Source organism: Microbulbifer hydrolyticus (assembly GCF_009931115.1).
Lineage (GTDB): Bacteria > Pseudomonadota > Gammaproteobacteria > Pseudomonadales > Cellvibrionaceae > Microbulbifer > Microbulbifer hydrolyticus.
In genome coordinates this window covers 3978068-3996212 of sequence record NZ_CP047491.1, presented here as the reverse complement: position 1 = coordinate 3996212, position 18145 = coordinate 3978068, and the positions used below count along the sequence as shown (strand labels likewise).

22 protein-coding genes are annotated in these 18145 nt (G+C 50.5%); all 22 read left to right on the top strand.

Going from position 1 to position 18145, the window contains the following annotated elements; translation table 11 throughout:
• Window positions 1–47 precede the first annotated feature (47 nt).
• The 22 genes from GTQ55_RS16830 to GTQ55_RS16730 all read left to right on the top strand — a co-directional run bounded on the left by GTQ55_RS16830 (window position 48) and on the right by GTQ55_RS16730 (window position 17753).
• Window positions 48–497, top strand: a complete 450-nt coding sequence (locus GTQ55_RS16830) for a DUF4426 domain-containing protein (protein ID WP_161859771.1) — start codon at window positions 48–50, stop codon at window positions 495–497.
• Between the two features lie 74 nt (window positions 498–571).
• The gene (gene rdgB, locus GTQ55_RS16825; protein ID WP_161859770.1) at window positions 572–1216 is read left to right on the top strand and encodes an RdgB/HAM1 family non-canonical purine NTP pyrophosphatase; all 645 of its coding nucleotides are present in this window, start codon (window positions 572–574) and stop codon (window positions 1214–1216) included.
• Window positions 1194–2489 (top strand): radical SAM family heme chaperone HemW, encoded by a 1296-nt coding sequence (hemW, locus tag GTQ55_RS16820; RefSeq protein ID WP_161859769.1) that lies wholly within the window; start codon window positions 1194–1196, stop codon window positions 2487–2489. The genes rdgB and hemW overlap by 23 nt, the downstream gene beginning before the upstream one ends.
• A 171-nt stretch (window positions 2490–2660) precedes the next feature.
• A complete protein-coding gene (gene trxA / locus GTQ55_RS16815; protein WP_161859768.1) occupies window positions 2661–2987 on the top strand; it encodes a thioredoxin TrxA in 327 nt (108 codons plus the stop codon).
• Between the two features lie 433 nt (window positions 2988–3420).
• Window positions 3421–4680 (top strand): transcription termination factor Rho, encoded by a 1260-nt coding sequence (gene rho, locus GTQ55_RS16810; protein WP_161859767.1) that lies wholly within the window; start codon window positions 3421–3423, stop codon window positions 4678–4680.
• 295 nt (window positions 4681–4975) lie between these two features.
• Window positions 4976–5254, top strand: a complete 279-nt coding sequence (locus GTQ55_RS16805) for an RNA recognition motif domain-containing protein (protein WP_161859766.1) — start codon at window positions 4976–4978, stop codon at window positions 5252–5254.
• A 165-nt stretch (window positions 5255–5419) separates the two neighbouring features.
• Complete coding sequence (ubiD, locus tag GTQ55_RS16800) at window positions 5420–6883, top strand: 4-hydroxy-3-polyprenylbenzoate decarboxylase (protein ID WP_161859765.1); 1464 nt, start codon at window positions 5420–5422, stop codon at window positions 6881–6883.
• A gap of 55 nt (window positions 6884–6938) precedes the next feature.
• A complete protein-coding gene (locus GTQ55_RS16795; protein WP_161859764.1) occupies window positions 6939–7340 on the top strand; it encodes a hypothetical protein in 402 nt (133 codons plus the stop codon).
• Window positions 7341–7437: 97 nt separating this feature from the next.
• Complete coding sequence (locus tag GTQ55_RS16790; RefSeq protein WP_161859763.1) at window positions 7438–7860, top strand: hypothetical protein; 423 nt, start codon at window positions 7438–7440, stop codon at window positions 7858–7860.
• Between the two features lie 162 nt (window positions 7861–8022).
• Window positions 8023–8394 (top strand): hypothetical protein, encoded by a 372-nt coding sequence (locus GTQ55_RS16785; protein ID WP_161859762.1) that lies wholly within the window; start codon window positions 8023–8025, stop codon window positions 8392–8394.
• A 156-nt stretch (window positions 8395–8550) separates the two neighbouring features.
• Window positions 8551–9003, top strand: a complete 453-nt coding sequence (locus tag GTQ55_RS16780) for a hypothetical protein (protein WP_161857817.1) — start codon at window positions 8551–8553, stop codon at window positions 9001–9003.
• 139 nt (window positions 9004–9142) lie between these two features.
• Window positions 9143–9406 carry a hypothetical protein gene (locus GTQ55_RS16775; protein ID WP_161859761.1) on the top strand — a complete coding sequence of 88 codons (264 nt, stop codon included), beginning with the start codon at window positions 9143–9145 and terminating at the stop codon, window positions 9404–9406.
• Window positions 9407–9489: 83 nt separating this feature from the next.
• Window positions 9490–9768: a hypothetical protein gene (locus GTQ55_RS18020; RefSeq protein ID WP_237567737.1), complete on the top strand. Its 279-nt coding sequence runs from the start codon at window positions 9490–9492 to the stop codon at window positions 9766–9768.
• Window positions 9769–10308: 540 nt separating this feature from the next.
• Complete coding sequence (locus tag GTQ55_RS16770) at window positions 10309–10731, top strand: hypothetical protein (protein WP_161857818.1); 423 nt, start codon at window positions 10309–10311, stop codon at window positions 10729–10731.
• 622 nt (window positions 10732–11353) lie between these two features.
• Window positions 11354–11665 carry a hypothetical protein gene (locus GTQ55_RS16765; RefSeq protein ID WP_161857816.1) on the top strand — a complete coding sequence of 104 codons (312 nt, stop codon included), beginning with the start codon at window positions 11354–11356 and terminating at the stop codon, window positions 11663–11665.
• Between the two features lie 1117 nt (window positions 11666–12782).
• Window positions 12783–13001 (top strand): hypothetical protein, encoded by a 219-nt coding sequence (locus tag GTQ55_RS16760; protein WP_161859760.1) that lies wholly within the window; start codon window positions 12783–12785, stop codon window positions 12999–13001.
• A 161-nt stretch (window positions 13002–13162) separates the two neighbouring features.
• The gene (locus GTQ55_RS16755; protein ID WP_161859759.1) at window positions 13163–13585 is read left to right on the top strand and encodes a hypothetical protein; all 423 of its coding nucleotides are present in this window, start codon (window positions 13163–13165) and stop codon (window positions 13583–13585) included.
• Between the two features lie 127 nt (window positions 13586–13712).
• On the top strand, window positions 13713–14201 hold the full coding sequence (locus GTQ55_RS16750) for a hypothetical protein (RefSeq protein WP_161859758.1): 489 nt from the start codon (window positions 13713–13715) through the stop codon (window positions 14199–14201).
• A gap of 1090 nt (window positions 14202–15291) precedes the next feature.
• Window positions 15292–15669, top strand: a complete 378-nt coding sequence (locus GTQ55_RS16745) for a hypothetical protein (protein WP_161859757.1) — start codon at window positions 15292–15294, stop codon at window positions 15667–15669.
• Window positions 15670–16388: 719 nt separating this feature from the next.
• Window positions 16389–16832: a hypothetical protein gene (locus tag GTQ55_RS16740; protein ID WP_161859756.1), complete on the top strand. Its 444-nt coding sequence runs from the start codon at window positions 16389–16391 to the stop codon at window positions 16830–16832.
• A 175-nt stretch (window positions 16833–17007) separates the two neighbouring features.
• Entirely contained in the window at window positions 17008–17262 is a 255-nt protein-coding gene (locus GTQ55_RS16735; RefSeq protein WP_161859755.1) for a hypothetical protein, read from the top strand.
• A gap of 158 nt (window positions 17263–17420) precedes the next feature.
• Window positions 17421–17753: a hypothetical protein gene (locus GTQ55_RS16730; protein ID WP_161859754.1), complete on the top strand. Its 333-nt coding sequence runs from the start codon at window positions 17421–17423 to the stop codon at window positions 17751–17753.
• Window positions 17754–18145 lie beyond the last annotated feature (392 nt).

Below are 18145 nucleotides of genomic sequence, written 5' to 3'. Positions count from 1 at the left end.
CGCCGCCTCTCGGGAGGGGGCCGGTTTCAGGACATAAGGAGGACGCCGTGAAACGTCTGTTTGCTTCATTTTTTTCCATGGCCCTGCTGCTGTGGGCCGCTGCGGCTGCGGCCCAAGGTGCCAAAATTATTGAAAGCCATAAAGACTTTGGCGACTACCGGGTGACCTACTCGGTGTTCAACAGTGATTTCATCCCTCCCGAAGTGGCCCGCCAGTACAACCTGGTGCGTGCACGGGACCGCGCCTTCGTGAATATTTCCGTCAGTAAAAAGGGTGATTTACAGGGCACGAGTGCCGGCGTATCCGGTAATGCAACCAATCTTATCCAGCAGTCTCGTCCGCTCGAGTTCAAGGAAATTCGCGATCAGGATGCGGTCTACTACCTTGCCCCCCTGCGTTTTGAAAATGAAGAAAGCCTTACTTTCAACATCGACTTGGTCATGCCGGATGGCAGCTCACAACAGCTGACCTTCCGCCGACAATTGCACAAAAACTGACGGAAGTTGAAGCGTTAAACGACAGCGGGCCGGTTATGCCCGCTGTTTTTATTTTTGGAGCCTGAATTCTGTTTATGGATAAGATCGTTCTCGCCAGCGGTAACGCCGGCAAGCTCAAGGAATTTTCCCAACTGTTTGCGGGCTGGCAGATTGCCGTGTTGCCTCAATCGGAATTTCTCGAGCAGGAAGCGGAAGAAACGGGTCTCAGTTTTATTGAGAACGCCCTGATCAAGGCGCGTCATGCCAGCCGCGCCAGTGGCCTGCCGGCGCTGGCGGATGATTCGGGCCTGGCGGTGGATGCCCTTGATGGTGCGCCAGGCATCTACTCCGCGCGTTATGCGGGTGCCGACGCCAGTGATGAAGACAATAATCGCAAACTGGTGGAAACCCTGCAGGGCGTCCCCGCGGAAAAGCGCACCGCTGCCTTCCACTGTGCGCTGGCCTTCGTGCGCACCCCGGAAGATCCGGTGCCACTGGTGTGTACTGCGCACTGGCCCGGCCTGATCCTCAACCGGCCAGCAGGCGATCAGGGTTTCGGCTATGACCCGCTGTTTTATGTGCCTTCGGAAAAACTCACTTCCGCGCAGCTGCCGCGGGAGCTGAAAAACCGTCTCAGCCACCGCGCCCAGGCGGTGAAGAAATTCGAGCAGCTGTGGCACGAGGAAATGGTGTTGCCAGACAAGCTCCATAATGTAGATGCCGGCAAGAAGCTGCTTTGAGTTGAATACCGTGAGTCAAGATTTCCCGGCCCTCAAGCTTCCGCCTCTCAGCCTGTATGTGCACATCCCCTGGTGTGTGCGCAAATGCCCGTATTGTGATTTCAACTCGCATGAGGTCGCCACCGGCGCTATTGCGGTTGCCGCAGGCGCACATGTGGATATCCGCCATGCCAGTCAAACCGAACGTGCCGACGCGCAGCTGCCTGAGGCCGAATATGTGGATCAGCTGGAGCGGGATCTGCGCAGCCAGCTTGGCTGGGTGCAGGGGCGCAAGCTGGGCTCCATATTCTTCGGCGGTGGCACCCCGAGCCTGTTTTCCCCGCTGGCCATCGAACGCATCCTGAACCTGGCTGAGTCCCTGGTGGGCTTCGAGCCGGGTATTGAAATCACCCTCGAGGCCAACCCCGGTACCTTTGAGCAGGCCAAATTCGCCGGCTATCGCAGTGCCGGGGTCAATCGCCTGTCGATTGGGGTGCAGAGTTTTGACCCGCTGCAACTGCAGAACCTGGGCCGTATCCACTCCGGTCCGGAGGCCGAGACCGCCGCCACCGAGGCGCGGCAGGCGGGGTTCGACAACATCAATATCGACCTGATGCACGGGCTGCCGGGGCAGGGAGAGATCGATGCGTTGCGGGACCTGCGGCGCGCCGTTGCGCTCGGCGCAGAGCATATTTCCTGGTATCAGCTGACCATCGAGCCCAATACCGCGTTTTATTCCGCGCCGCCGGTAACCCCGGGATCCGAGCAGATCGCTGCGATTCAGCGCGCCGGCAGGGCGTACCTGGCCGGGGAGGGCTATGGCCGCTACGAAGTGTCTGCCTATGCGCGCGCCGATCTCGCCTCCCGCCACAACCTCAATTACTGGTCGTTTGCGGATTACATCGGCATTGGTGCCGGTGCCCACGGCAAGTTCACCCTGCCGGGGAGCGGCCGCATCATCCGCACGCAACGCACGCGCACGCCGCGGGACTACCTGGCACTGGGCTGCGCCCTGGGCGAAGGGGGGCTGGAGTTCCCGCTGCCGAAGGTGACTGATGTGGCGCCGTCGGAGCGGCCGCTGGAGTTCCTTATGAACACCCTGCGGCTGGCGACGGGGGTGCCCGCAGACACGTTTCCCGCCTATACGGGGCTGCCGCTATCCGCACTCGAGCGGCCGTGGTCGCGGTTGCAGGCAATGGAGCTGGTTGAGCCTCTGGGGCCGAGCATCGCCACCACCGCCTTTGGCTATGACTATGTGGACGAGGTTCTACAGCGGTTCCTGCCGGAAGACTGAGGCGACTCTTGAAAAGCGGGTGGTGGCCCTCATATAGGTCGAAATGCCAACTGTTAAGACAAAACGTCAACGGTGGCGAGCCCATTTGCCTTGCGGGGCCTGCTGGCCGTACTTATCATGTCTGCCGGCAGGTCAGCGAGGCCTGAAGAAACAGAACCACAGGAAAGCACTATGAGCGCGAACATCGTCAACGTAACCGATGCAGAATTTGAAGCCGAAGTACTCAAGGCCGACGGCCCGGTACTGGTGGACTTCTGGGCCCAGTGGTGTGGTCCCTGCAAGATGATCGCCCCGGTACTGGAAGATCTGGCCGGTCACTACGGTGAGCAGCTGAAAATCGTCAAAGTGGACGTAGATGCCAACAAGGAAGCCGCCGCCAAGTACAATGTGCGCGGTATCCCCACCCTGCTGCTGTTCAAGGGCGGTAATGTGGAAGGCACCAAGGTTGGTGCGCTGTCTCGCGCACAGCTGACCGAGTTCATCGACAGCCAGATCTGATCTGGCCTGAGCGGGGCGCTTCCTACCAATAATGGGGCGCCCTGTGTCGTATCCGGGCCTGGTCGGCCCAGGTGACTTGAGGGGCTTGGAAATAGGCCTTGCAGGATGCCGAAGTACCGTTATACTGCCTAGTAATCAAAGTAACTGTTCAGTCCAGACCTGAGCCAAGTCGCCAACCCCGCTGTCGTCGCAGCCTCTCCGGCGCAAACTCCTCAAGTTGAACGATCTCCCCTCTGGCACCTTCGCCAAGCCAAGTGTGCAAATGTGAGTGGTAACCTGTAGTCAGGTTGTGTTCAAGTGAGTAGCGTGCGGACAGCTAATCCGTCGACCAGTCGATACGGGTATTATCAAGATCGAACTTTCAAATCCCCCCTCAAAAAATTCCGGTGCGTCCGCGCCAACTGACAGAAGAAACCTAAATAAAGCAATTGGTATGAACCTTTCTGAATTAAAAACCAAACCCATTGAAGAGCTGATTGAAATTGCCAAGGGCATGGGGCTCGAAAACCTGGCCCGCTCGCGTAAGCAGGACATCATTTTCAATATCCTCAAGCGTCACGCCAAGAGCGGCGAAGATATCTACGGCGAAGGGGTGTTGGAGATTCTTCAGGATGGTTTCGGCTTTTTGCGGTCTGCCGACTCTTCCTACCTCGCAGGCCCCGATGATATCTACGTTTCTCCCAGTCAGATCCGCCGCTTCAATCTCCGCACCGGCGACTCCATTTCCGGCAAGATCCGCCCCCCGAAAGAAGGTGAACGCTACTTCGCACTGCTGAAGGTAAGCGAGATCAACTTCGACAAGCCGGAAAATGCCCGCAGCAAGATTCTGTTTGAAAACCTTACGCCGTTGTTCCCCAACGATCGTCTCGGCCTTGAGTGCGGTAACGGCTCTTCCGAAGACCTGATCGGCCGGATCATCGACCTGGTGGCGCCTATCGGCAAAGGCCAGCGCGGTCTGATTGTCGCACCGCCCAAGGCCGGTAAGACCATCATGCTGCAGAACATTGCGCAGGCCATCACCCGCAACAATCCCGAGTGCCACCTGATCGTACTGTTGATCGATGAGCGCCCGGAAGAAGTGACCGAAATGCAGCGTTCCGTACGCGGCGAAGTGGTTGCGTCCACCTTTGACGAGCCGCCGGCCCGTCACGTGCAGGTGGCCGAGATGGTGATTGAAAAGGCCAAGCGCCTGGTAGAGCACAAGAAAGACGTGGTGATCCTGCTGGACTCCATCACCCGTCTGGCGCGCGCCTACAACACCACCGTACCGAGCTCCGGCAAGGTGCTTACCGGTGGTGTGGATGCGCACGCACTCGAGCGCCCGAAGCGCTTTTTTGGTGCGGCGCGTAACATCGAGGAGGGCGGCAGCCTCTCGATCATCGCCACCGCCCTGGTCGACACCGGCTCCAAGATGGATGAAGTGATCTTCGAGGAGTTCAAAGGCACCGGTAACATGGAGCTGCAGCTGGACCGCAAGATCGCCGAGAAGCGCGTCTACCCGGCCATCAACGTGCGCCGCTCCGGTACCCGTCGCGAAGAGCTGCTGATGCCGGAAGGCGAGCTGCAGCGTGTGTGGATCCTGCGCAAGCTGCTGCACGATATGGAAGATCTGGCCGCCACCGAATTCCTCATCGACAAGCTGAAGGACTTCAAGACCAACGACGAGTTCTTCCTGTCCATGAAACGGAAATAATTCCGAATCAGAATAAAGGCCTGCGCAATCTGCAGGCCTTTTTTGCATCGAAGGGACAATTGTTGCAATGCGACAAATGAGGCGTGAAATTACGCCGAATTCAGTTGAAAAGGCATTGCGTTAGGCATATAAAGGCCAACATTGAAGTGTTGAACAGTATTTCAGCACGCCCGAATTGGTCTCGCCCGGCTGGGAAGTCGAGCGACTCTGGACCAATCTCAAATGGATAACTCGGTGGAGCTGGTTACCATTTGTGAATTGCTCGACAGCCCACTGACTCTAGTGAGACTTTTTTGTGAATATCTATATCGGAAATCTGGCCTACGGCGTAACCTCTGACGAACTGCACGAAGCTTTCGGTGCATTCGGTGAAATCTCCCGGGCTACTGTAATCACTGACCGGGAAACTGGCCGTTCTAAAGGTTTTGGTTTCGTAGAAATGCCGAACGACGACGAAGCGCGTAAGGCAATCGAAGAACTGAATGACCAGCCGCTGTCTGGCCGTAACATCCGTGTTAACGAAGCCAAGCCGCGCGAAGACCGTGGTGACCGTCCGCGTCGCCCACGCTTCTAAGACCTATTTATAGCGTCTTGAAGTGACACAGCCCGCAGCGAGAGCTGCGGGTTGCTGTAAATCCTTCCTTTTCTGCACTCCGCCATTTCCCCGGCGCGGCGCACATTCCCCATTTTGTCCCGACTGCTTTACACTGGCCCCTGCCATTCAATTGTCCGGTAAAGCATGAAATACAAAGACCTGCGTGACTTTATCCGCCTGCTGGAAAAGCGCGGCCTGCTGAAACGCATCAAACACCCTGTCAGCCCCTACCTGGAAATGACAGAAATTGCCGACCGCGTGCTGCGCGCCGGCGGTCCAGCACTCCTGTTTGAAAACCCCACCGGCTACGACACCCCGGTACTCGCCAACCTGTTTGGTACGCCTGAGCGCGTCGCTCTGGGTATGGGGCGGGAATCCGTCAGCGAACTGCGGGAAGTGGGTGAGCTGCTCGCTTTCCTGAAGGAGCCGCAGCCACCGGAAGGGCTGCGCGATGCCTGGGAAAAGCTGCCTGTCTTCAAGCAGGTGATGAACATGGGGCCGAAAGTGGTGAGCAAAGCGGCCTGCCAGCAGTATGAAATAGATACCGACGATATCGACCTGACGAGCATGCCGATCCAGACCTGCTGGCCCGGCGATGCGGCCCCCCTTGTCACCTGGCCGCTGGTGATCACCCGCGGACCGGAAAAGAAGCGCCAGAACCTCGGTATTTACCGGATGCAGTTGATTGGTAAAAACCGCCTGATCATGCGCTGGCTCTCCCACCGCGGTGGGGCTCTCGACTTCCGCGACTGGCAGCAGCAATTCCCCGGCGAACCCTTCCCCGTAGCTGTGGCATTGGGCGCCGACCCTGCCACCATCCTCGGGGCTGTCACTCCCGTACCAGACACGCTTTCAGAATATGCCTTCGCCGGCCTGCTGCGCGGCGGCAAGACCGAAGTGGCGGAAGCCAAGCTCAGCAACCTGCAGGTTCCGGCCAGTGCCGAGTACGTACTGGAAGGCTATATCTATCCGGACGACATGGCCGATGAAGGCCCATACGGTGACCACACCGGCTACTACAACGAAGTCGACCGCTTCCCGGTGTTTACCGTGGAAAAAATCACCCACCGTAAAGATCCGATCTACCACAGTACCTATACCGGCCGGCCACCAGATGAGCCTGCCGTACTGGGCGAGGCGCTGAACGAAGTGTTCGTGCCGATCCTGCGCAAGCAGTTTCCGGAAATCGTCGACTTCTATTTACCCCCGGAGGGGTGTTCCTATCGCCTCGCGGTCGTCACCATGAAGAAGCAGTACCCGGGACACGCCAAGCGCGTGATGATGGGCGTCTGGTCCTTCCTTCGGCAGTTTATGTACACCAAGTTCGTCATCGTCACCGATGATGACGTAAACGCCCGTGACTGGAATGATGTAATCTGGGCCATGACCACCAGAATGGATCCGGCGCGGGATACCGTCATGGTGGAGAATACCCCGATCGACTATCTGGATTTCGCCTCCCCGGTATCTGGGCTCGGCTCCAAAATTGGTTTCGATGCGACCAATAAATGGGAAGGCGAAACCTCTAGGGAGTGGGGGCGTCCGATTGTGAAAGATCCCGAAGTAACCCAGAAAGTGGATGAAATCTGGGATAAGCTGGGCTTGTAAAACAAGATTAACGATACCTAAATATCGGAAATTTTAGGAAGGCCAGGGAGCGGCTGTGAAAGTTATAAAAACAATGCGTCCGCACGAACGCGGTGCAAAGCGTTTTGTTGAGCGCTATGGCAATCGCTTGTGCGCCGTGCGATATCGTAAATCCGAATGTGGTGCCAAAGTCTTTACTACCGTTGAAGTCATTGTTGATGAGCGGCAGAAAACGCCACAGGGCATCTCACTGAAAGCTGAGCATGCGCAGAGACTGCAGCAACCAGTAGCCCTGAAGGTGCACTACGAAGAGGCAGAGATTCGCCGCGCCATCAAACACCTGGGCGGCAAATGGAGCAGGCAGCTTCAGGCGTGGATCACCACCCGAGATAAAGCCATCATACTAGGGCTAACGCACCGCATAGAAGACGGTCTCGCCGAAAGCTGTACTGATATAGATGCCAGTATCGAACTGTAAATGGATATATCTGCACATGTGTGTGCAGATATAGACACTATTTGAGTGTGTGCAGATATGCACACGCCCACGATATAACTGTTAAGCACACGAGAGCATGCAAGTTAAAAATCTAATAATTCTGTTTGCTGTAGGGATTTTGCTATGTGGTGCCATAGGGATTTACCTCACCCAAAAATCGGCTTCAGTAAAAGGCGAACTGGATCTTGAGGCTACTCTTCCCACTGGCCCCTACATGCGCCATATTGTTTATGAACCATATGCTGAGCCTTGGACAAAAATTACACTTAATGGCATGCCATCTACTAATGATGATCTCTATGAGCTTATAAGGAAGTACAAAGAGTATTCGTCACCGGAAAATATCACCTATAAAGAAAAGGATGACGGGCGAGTTATAATTATTGATATCTACTGGCGCTTGCAGCCAAGCAGAAAGCTTGCAACATTTGAAATCACAAAGGAAAAGCCCGGGTTGGGTACCGAGTATCGCTGTACCGTATACGAGTGCCAAATCTAGTGCTTAACAAACGCAAGCAGGATGCTCCGGCCCTTCGGGCCTCCGCGGGACGCCCAACGCTATTCACATTTTGTGCGGGTCGCTACGCTCCCAGTTTCGCACAAAATGTGCATAGCATTGGTCGCCCCAGTTGCGGGCGTTAGAAATGAAATGGAGATTCGTATGTACCGTATAATTTTTTTTCTGGTTATTTTCTGTTTCCCTGCGTTACACGCGCAAGCTGAAGAAAACTGCAAAACTCCCGAGTTGGCTTGGGACACTTTCCTGTTGGGCTTAGAGAGTGGAGATGTCGAAATTGCGCTATTTTGCGCAAATGCCAGGGTAGCTAAAAAATATCGCGAGATTTTGAATGAATATACAAAAGATGAACTGGCTCAGATAAGGAAGGCTTATGTTGGATTTTCCAAAAAAAAAGAATTTGACGATTTTTCCGAGTACACAGTTTTAAGGGAATCATTAAAAACTGGGGAAAAATATTTGAGCGTAGTTACTTTTTGGCGTAGCGAATCAAGGACATATATATACGAGATGTAAATTTCTAACAAGGCGAGGCAGTTCGTTCCGGCCCTTCGGGCCTCCACCGGACAACTTACTTTGTGCACTTTATGCGCAGGTCGCTTCGCTCCCATTTTTGCGCATAAAGTGCCCAAAGCAAGCTGCCGCTGCTCGCGGCGTTATGCATAAAATCACATGAAGTTCGCAATTGAATACAAGCTTGAAGATCACGGATGGGCGACTGTCGTACTAACTGACGGGAAAAAATCATGCGACTCGGCAGTTTCATATCTGCATGATAGTCTCGGTGAACTTGCTCAAATGGCTGTTGACTTAAAAAACGGAGTTAAAGAATCGAAAGTTGTGTTTATGGATGAGCCAGGTGAATTACAGTTTTTAGTTTCGGTAGAAAACGAAGTGGCATCTTACGAAGCTCGTTGGTTTAGTGATTGGGCGAGCTGGAATATGCATCCGGAATCAGATTACAAATCGGTTCTATCTGGCAAATGCAAAACGCAGAGAATTATTCAACAAATATCAACGGTACTGTGGAATATTCATCAAAATATAGGTCCAGAACAATATAAGGAGCGTTGGGTGGAGCACGATTTTCCTTTAAAACAGTTTAGAGAGCTAGCAAATGCATAACAAACCGCTGCACTCTGACACATACTGCTACGCTCGTTTTTGTGTGTGTCGCTGCGCTCCATTTTCACACAAAAACGCTCTCCGCAGTATGTGCAGGTGAGCGGGGCGTTATGCAAAAAATAAAAAAGGAGACGATTAAATGGAACAACTACTATTTCCCGTATTGGCAGTTTTAGCCGGGGGATATTTTTTAATACGAAATATCATTCATCTTATAAGTGAAGAAAAAATGATGAATTATCTTAAAACAAGCCCTAAGGCAAAAATGTGGGTAAACAAATATGGTATTGAAAAAACGGCTGCATTAACTAAAAAAGTATTCTTACCATTAGGCAGTTTAGTAGCTGCAGCACTATTAGGGGTTGGCGTTTGGAGTTTAGCAACCATCTTAATGCATGCATAACAAGCCAATCAAGATCGCACGCAAAAAGCGCGTGCTGGGACCGCCGAACTGCGGCGGCCCCTTATTGAAACGTTAAGTGTCCAATGATGGAAATCGACGAATTGAACATAGATTGTGAGAAACATGGTAAGGGTATAGCTGCTACGGTCTGCTGCCATTTGATAAGCAATAATGGTGCTCCTTTAGGCTTTATCGAAAATAGTTCGGAGCCAGGTGATCTTCAAGGCTGGTGTTATGCCTGTGAGCACATGTTCTTGCAAGAAGAAGATAAAACGGAGCGTTTTTGTAAATTCTGCGACTTCTCGGTTGTTTGCGAAGAGTGCTACAAAAACATTAAGGCACATCATGAGTCGAACACTTAACAATGCCAAGCACCATCGCGCACTGCGTGCGCTGGACCTCGCTACGCTCGGCCGGTGTTGGCGGCGTTATGAGTACGTACTGAGAGCATGCTAGTTATAGGAATACTTTGTTTTACTTTGGGGTTTGGGTTGTTTCTCTTTGCTACGGTTTCAGGTGGGAGACTTTTAAAGGCTGTAAAGAACGAACGACCGGATCTTCACAAAAAGTATTTTTCGCCTTTTAATCGTTCCTATTATTATTGGGGGCTGATATTTGGCAATGCGGAACTGGAGCGAGAGGATCTACCAAAGGAAGTATTAGCGTCGAAAATACGGGTAAAAAGAAGGTATGAGGTATCATTCATATTCTTTTTTCTCTTCTTTGCGCTGCTCCTCCTGGAGGTACTCATAACAAGCGCAAGCAGTTGACTCCGGCCCTGCGGGCCTCCGTGGGACGCCCAACACTATGCACATTTTGTGCGAGTCGCTGTGCTCCCAATTTCGCACAAAATGTGCACAGTATTGGTCGCCCCTGTTGCGGGCGTTAGTGAGCAATTAGAGATGAGAGCATTATTCCTAATATTTTTTGCTTTTATAGTCGTCTCATGCTCTAGAGAAGTTTACCCTGCAATAGCCGGGTTTCATTTTTCAGCAGGAAACATAAGAAAAGCTGAGCTCTTGCCGGCTTTAGATGAGTACGCCAAAGAGCATGGCTTTAAAAAGCTGCAGGAAGGTGGCGGGAATATGAAGCCGGAGGTTAAAGAAAACTTCCTTTTCGCAATATACATAAATAGCCAAAGCTATGAGTTTTCTGTCAACAACGTTTTAGATAGATCTTGCTTTACAGTAGCAACATATGACAAAGCAAGAACAGGTGACGCACCTGCAATTGAACTGGCAGAATCACTTAAGAGCTGGCTATCCAAAAATTACCAGGGCTCATTTGTTGAGCACGGAGACCAGTACTGTGGTCAAACTCACTAACAAACGCAGGCAGTTTGCTACGGCCCTTCGGGCCTCCGCGGGACGGCTTACCTTGTGCACATTTTGCGCAGGTCGCTACACTCCCATTTTCGCGCCAAATGCGCACAAGATAAGCCGCCCCTGCTGCGGGCGTTAAGGCACCACGAGAACTACATTGAAACTACTCGCAATTATCTCAATGTTTGTAGCTTTGGCCGGCGTTGTGTTCCTTGGTTTCTACCAGTGTGGTGGTTACATTTCGGTTCGGCAAACTGTTACTTCCATAGCTGGAGCAAGTTTTTTATTGTCTGTGGCGGCGAGTTATCGGGCTTCAGGTAACTCTTTGATGATCGGAGTGGGTGTGACTACCGTGTTTATAGTGCTACTTATCATGGCTTGGTACAGTGGGCAGGCGCTATACATGGCTCCCAATAGTGTTTCTGGGTTTTTCGGCTCTGGTTGCTAGCAAGCCTTAACAAACACAGGCAGTTTGCTACGGCCCTTCGGGCCTCCGCGGGACGGCTTACCTTGTGCACGTTTTGCGCGGGTCGCTACGCTCCCATTTTCGCGCAAAAAGCGCACAAGGTAAGCCGCCCCTGCTGTGGGCGTTAACTGCAATTAGTCGGCAAAGTCCGGATAGATAATGAAAATAAGTATTATCAAAGATCATGTTATCGGCGGGGTATCGTACTTCGTTTTATGTATGGCGATAGCCATGCTTTTTCTGAATACTCTGTCCACTGATGATGAAATTATTCGCTTACTCGGCAAGAGCTTCCTATTGGCGTTGGGTTACTATGCCGCAGTTGCAGGTCCTTTAGTAGCGTATGGCAAGGGCTGTCAAAAGCAGGATGGTAAAGGCTGGCGAGCCACGTTTGCAGTCGTGTACGTAATTTACTCGCTTCTTTTCATCGGTATCGTCAGCTTGGTGGCCTACGTTGCATTCAGCAGTTAACAAAGCCAGGCAGGATGCTCCGGGCCTTCGGCCCTCCGCGGGACAGCTTACCTTGTGCACTTTTTGCGCGGGTCGCTGCGCTCCCATTTTCGCGCAAAACGCGCACAAGGTAAGCTGCCCCTGCTGGCGGCGTTAGGCTAATTTAGAGATGTGGTACAAAAGATACGGATACAGGCAACCTTCGAGTAATAATGGTATCGGGTGTATCGGTGCTGCCTTTTCAGTAGTCGTCGCATTCTCCATAGCTTTCGGAGTTGCATTCTTAACAAAGAATGATTGGTTTATTTGGCTTGGCGTTCCATTTACATTTGTTGGTTTCTGGATCGCTGAAAATAGGTTCCAAAATGAGGGCGACCTCATAAGGAAGCGGCGCTTCGAGTATCACATTTCAAAAGCCAGTAGATACATTGATTCGGGTAAAGTGGCAAAAGCTAAAGAGTCCATAAGAAGAGCAAAGATTTACGGAGAGATACCTCAAGAGCTAAAGGAGTTTGACCGTACCCACAGTTGCTAGGTCCAGCCTAACAATCACAGGCAGTATGCTACGGCCCTCCGGGCCTCCGCGGGACAGCTTACCTTGTGCACAATTTACGCAGGTCGCTACGCTCCCATTTTCGCGCAAAATGCGCACAAGGTAAGCTGCCCCTGCTGTGGGCGTTAAAAATCTCGAGAAGTTTATGGAACGAGAATCAAAATCTTTGAAGTGGTATGAACAGGTGGTCTGCCTGCTGCCAATAGCATTGGTATCAGTCGGGGGAGCAATTGGAGGGCTTTGTGGGGGCCTCGCAGTAGCACTAAATATGGCTATCTTTACCAAAGATATTCCCACTAGCCGAAAGTACGTTTACGCAATATTGATTGGGCTCGGTTCAATAATTTTGTATCTTGTGCTAGCTGTAATTTTGGCGCTAATGTTTCCAGGGTGAAGCCGCGAGCCATAATTTTTAACAAAGCCAGGCAGTTTGCTCCGGGCCTTCGGCCCTCCGCGGGACAGCTTACCTTGTGCGCTTTTTACGCGGGTCGCTGTGCTCCCATTTTCGCGCAAAAAGCGCACAAGGTAAGCTGCCCCTGCTGGCGGCGTTATAAACCCTAGTCACGAGAATAAAGAGGCACTCCAATGAATATAAGTCTGACGGTCATCGGGCAATTCATAACCATATTTGCGGTAGTGATAGCTGCTGTCAGCTACTACCTTGGTAGACGTAAAACCGAGACACCGGTATTAGCTGCGTTGCTTGGAGCAGTGTTCTCTATCATTCCAATTTTTGGTCTAGTTTATGTTGTTTTTTTAATGTTCAAAAAAGACCTACCGCGAGATAGTGAGGTTCCAGCGTAATTCGGTTTATAACAAGGCGAGGCATTTCGTTCCGGCCCTGCGGGCCTTCACCGGACAGCTTACTTTGTGCACTTTATGCGCAGGTCGCTTCGCTCCCATTTTCGCGCATAAAGCGCCCAAAGCAAGCTGCCGCTGCTCGCGGCGTTATGAGTCTTAGTATCATGCGAATGGTCATTTTTTTCCTTCTATTTTTCTGTAGCTCTACTCATGCTTACTTCGGAAGTTGTGGAGATCAGAAGACCGCGGAAGAGATATTTGCTCTCGATGATGTAGCTATTTTCAGAGGCAAGGTCGTAAAAGCATGGATTGATCAACGTAAGGATACCTGGTATATCGCAGCGAATTTTGAACTCTATGAATTGTATAAAGGAAATATAGAGAAAGATGCTGTTGTGCGGTCACAATCGCCTGAACACTTTGGCGGGCCAAAATTGCACGTAGCTTCAACCTATCTATTCGTAGTGGATAAAGAGGGAGTGGTAGATCGCTGTCTAACCGGGAAATACACTCATGCTGCAAAGATATTTGAGCAGTTAAGCGAGTTGAAGTACGCCGAACTCCGTAAGCTGCGTCCGGACTCATAACAAGCAGCGGCAGAGCGACAGCCAACACTACGCGCCTTTTGTGTTACTCGCTGTCGCTCAAACATTAACACAAAAGGCGCTCCGCGTTGGCTGCGCCTGCGCTGGGCGTTATGGTTCCTGAGAGCCCATGAAAAATTTCATACTTTTGCTAGCTGTCTTCCCAATGTTTGCAGCTGCTTATGACACAACCAAATTGCATTCTCATCATGTCTATGTAGAGGGAGTTCTTCCTGAGCCATATAAAAATGTGTCTGTGAAAATAGATCTAGATCCGGAAAATGATGATCTAAAAAATATTTCTCTGACTGTAGATGGAAAGCTAGTCAGTTTCTCCGATTCGGAGAGGGCAAAGCTTACTGATCTTGATTTGCAAACAATGGAAATTGAGCACGGCATTTTTAGTGCCCATGATAGCGAGATGGGTGATGTTCTTTATATAAAAATTGCAAAAGGAAAGAGAAAGTCAATGAATTGCAATTTTGATAAAGAAGATCTAAACCACGGGGTCTACGATGTTGCATTAATCCAGTATAACTTCGAAGATCCACCGATTGTGCGGTTGGATAATCCGTACAAGTACTATCGGGACCGCTACCTTTGGTGCTTCGAGGAATGAAAAACCATAACAAACAGCGGCAGAGCGACAGCCAACGCTACGCACCTTTTGTGTTACTCGCTGGCGCTCAAACATTAACACAAAAAGTGCTCCGCGCTGGCTGCGCCTGCGCTGGGCGTTAGGCATGAGATGGAATTAACTGCAATCCATAGAAAGATTAGAGAAGTGATCCACGATGCTCATCCAAAATTACAGGATTACAGGAATGAGCTAGGTCTTAGGCCTGACCTTGAATCTGACATGATCGAGTTTTTATACCTCATTTGCACACGCTGGGACGGCCACCAAGCTTTCCACACGCTCAGAAAGGACGAGAGAAGCATTTCTTGCGTTGGTTTAGTGGAAGATTTTGAATGTAACGTATATCCGTTTTGGCTCAAAGTTAATCTGGAGCGGGCGGAGCTAAATTACGATGTTTACGTCGGAAGGCGAGATAGCACGTGGATAGAACTTAGTAATTCCAGGAAGTGGAATGCCATTTACGTGCTATCTACAGATGAGGCCGCAAGTGAATGGGATTGGCAGGATCATTTTACCGGCACCCTTGATTAGCACAGCTATGCCTAACAAACAGCGGCAGAGCGACAGCCAACGCTACGCACCTTTTGTGTTACTCGCTGGCGCTCAAACATTAACAAAAAATGCGCTCCGCGCTGGCTGCGCCTGCGCTGGGCGTTATATGAGTACGGATAGATGAAGATACTCAACCGATGTGTAAAAGACTTGACAATGGAAAATCCAAAGCAAGCTGTCTTGCTTCAAGCTGTTTGCTTTATTGGTTTCTGCACAGTAGTTCACTTTTTACTGTCAGTTCTGAATGACCATGACCCTAGTATAATTTTAATTGGAATCTATATTGTTGGGTCATTCTTAGCTGCTGCGCTTAAGGTTTTAATGGACCGGAGCGCCGTTGAATCCGGAGAAAACCCATTCATATAACAATGCCAGGCAGTATGCTACGGGCCTTCGGCCCTTCGCGGGACAGCTTACCTTGTGCACGTTTTGCGCGGGTCGCTGCGCTCCCATTTTTGCGCAAAACGTGCACAAGGTAAGCTGCCCCTGCTGGCGGCGTTAGGTTTCAATCAGTCATATGAAAAAATATATTCTGTCTATTTTTGTTCTGGTTACTTCATCTTTAGCAAATGCTTCCCTCCCGCCACCTTGCGGGTGGGAAATTATGAATATTCATGAAAAAAATCCTGGGTTGGAAGGGTTCGCAATTCAGCAATGCCCAGATTGGGATAAGGATGAAAAAATTTATAAGGGTGGTCACCCTTATATTGTCTTCTTCAAGTTTAAGAACGGTATGGATCACATCGTTTTTTATTCTGCCTCCGGCCAAGTAATGGGCGGTGAGTGGGAAAAACTACCTGATAGCCATTGGAAAAAATATAAATTACGGAATGTTTCTGATCTTTATCATGAGTGCCGAGGACATCATTCATTGGGCGCGGCGCGTAAAACCTAACAAGCGCAAGCAGTATGCTACGGCCCTTCGGGCCTCCGCGGGACGCCCAACGCCATGCACATTTTGTGCAGGTCGCTGCGCTCCCAGTTTCGCACAAAATGTGCATAGCATTGGTCGCCCCTGTTGCGGGCGTTAGGCGGCTTAGAGAGCTAGGTTCTGGTGAGAGTAAACGCTTTAGGTATCGTTTTTATATTGGCTGGAGTATTTCTGCTATATGAATCAGTTCCCAAAATTTTCTACTTGGGAATTTTGGGCGTAGAAGAAAAAGCCAAAATATTGAGCGTTTCCACATTCAGTAAAAGAAAGTGCAATCCAAGAGATCTTCTTTGTGATCTTCATCTAATCGATAGATATAGATCATTTTATAAGCACGAATTGAGCGTTAATGGCAGAATTATGTATCTTGTCCATAAAGATGATCTTTCGAAAAAAGAAATAGTTAAGGTTGTGTATTCACCTAAAAATTATGACTACATTCACTTGGTTGGGTCGCCATATCGAAATATGTATGTAATGTTCGCTGGTGGCCTCGTATCATTTTTAGCAGGATTTTTCCTGCTCAGGGGGTTGCTGCGAGGGCGGCGCGCCTAACAAAGCGCAGCAAAGGGACGGCTTACTTTATGCACGTCTTGCGCTGGTCGCTGCGCTCCTATTTTCGCGCAAAACGCGCATAAAGTAAGCCGCCCCTGTGCGCGGCGTTATGGTTCATAGAGAGCACAATGAAAAATATACTTCTGGGGATCGTTGCTGTTATTGCAAATTATAGCTTTGCATGTGAAGAGTCTGGGGCAGAGGAATTTGTCCGAGATGTAATGGTGTTCCAGCATCAGGGGCAATCTTGTACATCGGTCCAGATACTTCTCAAAGAGTTTATTGAGAATAAAAATCGATATATCGACTCCGCTTACTTAAATATTATCGATGGAAACAATAATGTGGTGGCAGAGGTCACTCCAGCATTAGATCGTCCAGGTTTCGGAAGTGTGCTCCTATCTATGTGCGTTTCAAAAGAACACATCGAAAATTCACGGATATTTCTTAATGTGAAGCCAAGTCCGTCGGTAACGCTGAATGGCAATGGATCCATAACTACCGACAGCGCTTTGTGTCTCGAAACAAGGGAGTTGGTGCTTTCCAAACTCGTAAATGACAGTAATAAGTAGGTACCTCGTGCCAATTAACCATAACAATCACAGGCAGTTTGCTACAGCCTTTCGGGCCTCCGCGGGACGTCTTACCTTGTGCACCTTTTGCGCGGGTCGCTACGCTTCGATTTTCGCGCAAAAGGCGCACAAGGTAAGCCGCCCCTGCTGTGCGCGTTATAAGTAAGATAAAGATATGAGTGAGAAGAAGCCGAATCATTTTCTGAATTTCATAGTGTGCGTTGCTATCGCCGTGCTTCCGTTAATGTTTTTTATCAGCGGTTTTACATCAGGAGAAGTGGAATCCGTCGGAAGGCGCTCACATGAAACCCATGTAAAAACACCTGGCGAGGGTACCTATTGGCAAAGCCTTCTTGTATGGCTAGGGTTGTTTGTTTTTCTCGTTGGTTCCTCTTTCGTGGAGCTGTATAAATACTTCAAACATAAGTAGTGGGCCACTTATAACAATGCCGGGCAGTTTGCTTCGGGCCTTCGGCCCTCCGCGGGACAGCTTACCTTGTGCACGTTTTGCGCAGGTCGCTACGCTCCCATTTTTTCGCAAAACGTGCACAAGGTAAACTGCCCCTGCCGGCGGCGTTAGGCATCTCAATGAATCTTGATGAGTTAGTAAACTCCATTCCCGAAAGCGATTTGAGAGAGAATCTCTCGCACTGCGTGGGAGAGTGGAAGCAAGATGATAAAGATATAGAGGTGCTTACTGACTTAATTAGAAAATGGCATGGGAATGTTTGGTTCCAAGAAGCGGATGCCTCAAACAAGTTCCATTCTGAATTCCAAAAATTTAAAAGTGTCGCAATAGACAATATTGGCGGCTTAACATTAAACGAACGGCTGTACTGGTTTGGGCTTTTTGACGCGTGGGGAAGCGGTAATGAAACCACACAAAATCGTTTGCGTAGTAAACTCCGTGCAAATGCCTAACAAGGCGCTGTTGTCGCAGCCTTCGGCTGCTGGGACGGCCTGCTTCGCAGACCGCCCCAAAGCTTGGCGTTATACGGCATTGCGAGAGAATTGAGTAAATTGTCAAAGGCGAATCTACGAATCCAACTTTATGGCGAGTTATCGGCGTTTCTTGTTTTATCTCGGTCCCTGCAATAATTATTTCTGGCTACGGCGTTTATATGCTTCGTGAGTGGTTATCTTCTGCGCATGGATTAGAGCTACCAGAGATTGTGTACTTGCTTTGCTTATTGGTATGTATGTGGGCGTCAATGTGGCTAACTGCAGGAAATTTAATCCGCGATATTATGAAGGCGGGCGATGACAGGAAACGTTGAAGTGCAGTGCCGTATAACAAGGCCGGGCAATTTGCT

Bases quoted from the DNA above. Each gene is read 5' to 3' on its own strand.
- GTQ55_RS16770 (WP_161857818.1), top strand. From the start codon at position 10,309: ATGAGAGCATTATTCCTAATATTTTTTGCTTTTATAGTCGTCTCATGC.
- GTQ55_RS16750 (WP_161859758.1), top strand. From the start codon at position 13,713: ATGAAAAATTTCATACTTTTGCTAGCTGTCTTCCCAATGTTTGCAGCT.
- GTQ55_RS16745 (WP_161859757.1), top strand. From the start codon at position 15,292: ATGAAAAAATATATTCTGTCTATTTTTGTTCTGGTTACTTCATCTTTA.
- ubiD (WP_161859765.1), top strand. From the start codon at position 5,420: ATGAAATACAAAGACCTGCGTGACTTTATCCGCCTGCTGGAAAAGCGC.
- GTQ55_RS16740 (WP_161859756.1), top strand. From the start codon at position 16,389: ATGAAAAATATACTTCTGGGGATCGTTGCTGTTATTGCAAATTATAGC.
- GTQ55_RS16790 (WP_161859763.1), top strand. From the start codon at position 7,438: ATGCAAGTTAAAAATCTAATAATTCTGTTTGCTGTAGGGATTTTGCTA.
- GTQ55_RS16735 (WP_161859755.1), top strand. From the start codon at position 17,008: ATGAGTGAGAAGAAGCCGAATCATTTTCTGAATTTCATAGTGTGCGTT.
- GTQ55_RS16755 (WP_161859759.1), top strand. From the start codon at position 13,163: ATGCGAATGGTCATTTTTTTCCTTCTATTTTTCTGTAGCTCTACTCAT.
- rdgB (WP_161859770.1), top strand. From the start codon at position 572: ATGGATAAGATCGTTCTCGCCAGCGGTAACGCCGGCAAGCTCAAGGAA.
- GTQ55_RS18020 (WP_237567737.1), top strand. From the start codon at position 9,490: ATGATGGAAATCGACGAATTGAACATAGATTGTGAGAAACATGGTAAG.
- GTQ55_RS16760 (WP_161859760.1), top strand. From the start codon at position 12,783: ATGAATATAAGTCTGACGGTCATCGGGCAATTCATAACCATATTTGCG.
- GTQ55_RS16730 (WP_161859754.1), top strand. From the start codon at position 17,421: ATGAATCTTGATGAGTTAGTAAACTCCATTCCCGAAAGCGATTTGAGA.
- rho (WP_161859767.1), top strand. From the start codon at position 3,421: ATGAACCTTTCTGAATTAAAAACCAAACCCATTGAAGAGCTGATTGAA.
- trxA (WP_161859768.1), top strand. From the start codon at position 2,661: ATGAGCGCGAACATCGTCAACGTAACCGATGCAGAATTTGAAGCCGAA.
- GTQ55_RS16775 (WP_161859761.1), top strand. From the start codon at position 9,143: ATGGAACAACTACTATTTCCCGTATTGGCAGTTTTAGCCGGGGGATAT.
- hemW (WP_161859769.1), top strand. From the start codon at position 1,194: ATGCCGGCAAGAAGCTGCTTTGAGTTGAATACCGTGAGTCAAGATTTC.
- GTQ55_RS16785 (WP_161859762.1), top strand. From the start codon at position 8,023: ATGTACCGTATAATTTTTTTTCTGGTTATTTTCTGTTTCCCTGCGTTA.
- GTQ55_RS16780 (WP_161857817.1), top strand. From the start codon at position 8,551: ATGAAGTTCGCAATTGAATACAAGCTTGAAGATCACGGATGGGCGACT.
- GTQ55_RS16765 (WP_161857816.1), top strand. From the start codon at position 11,354: ATGAAAATAAGTATTATCAAAGATCATGTTATCGGCGGGGTATCGTAC.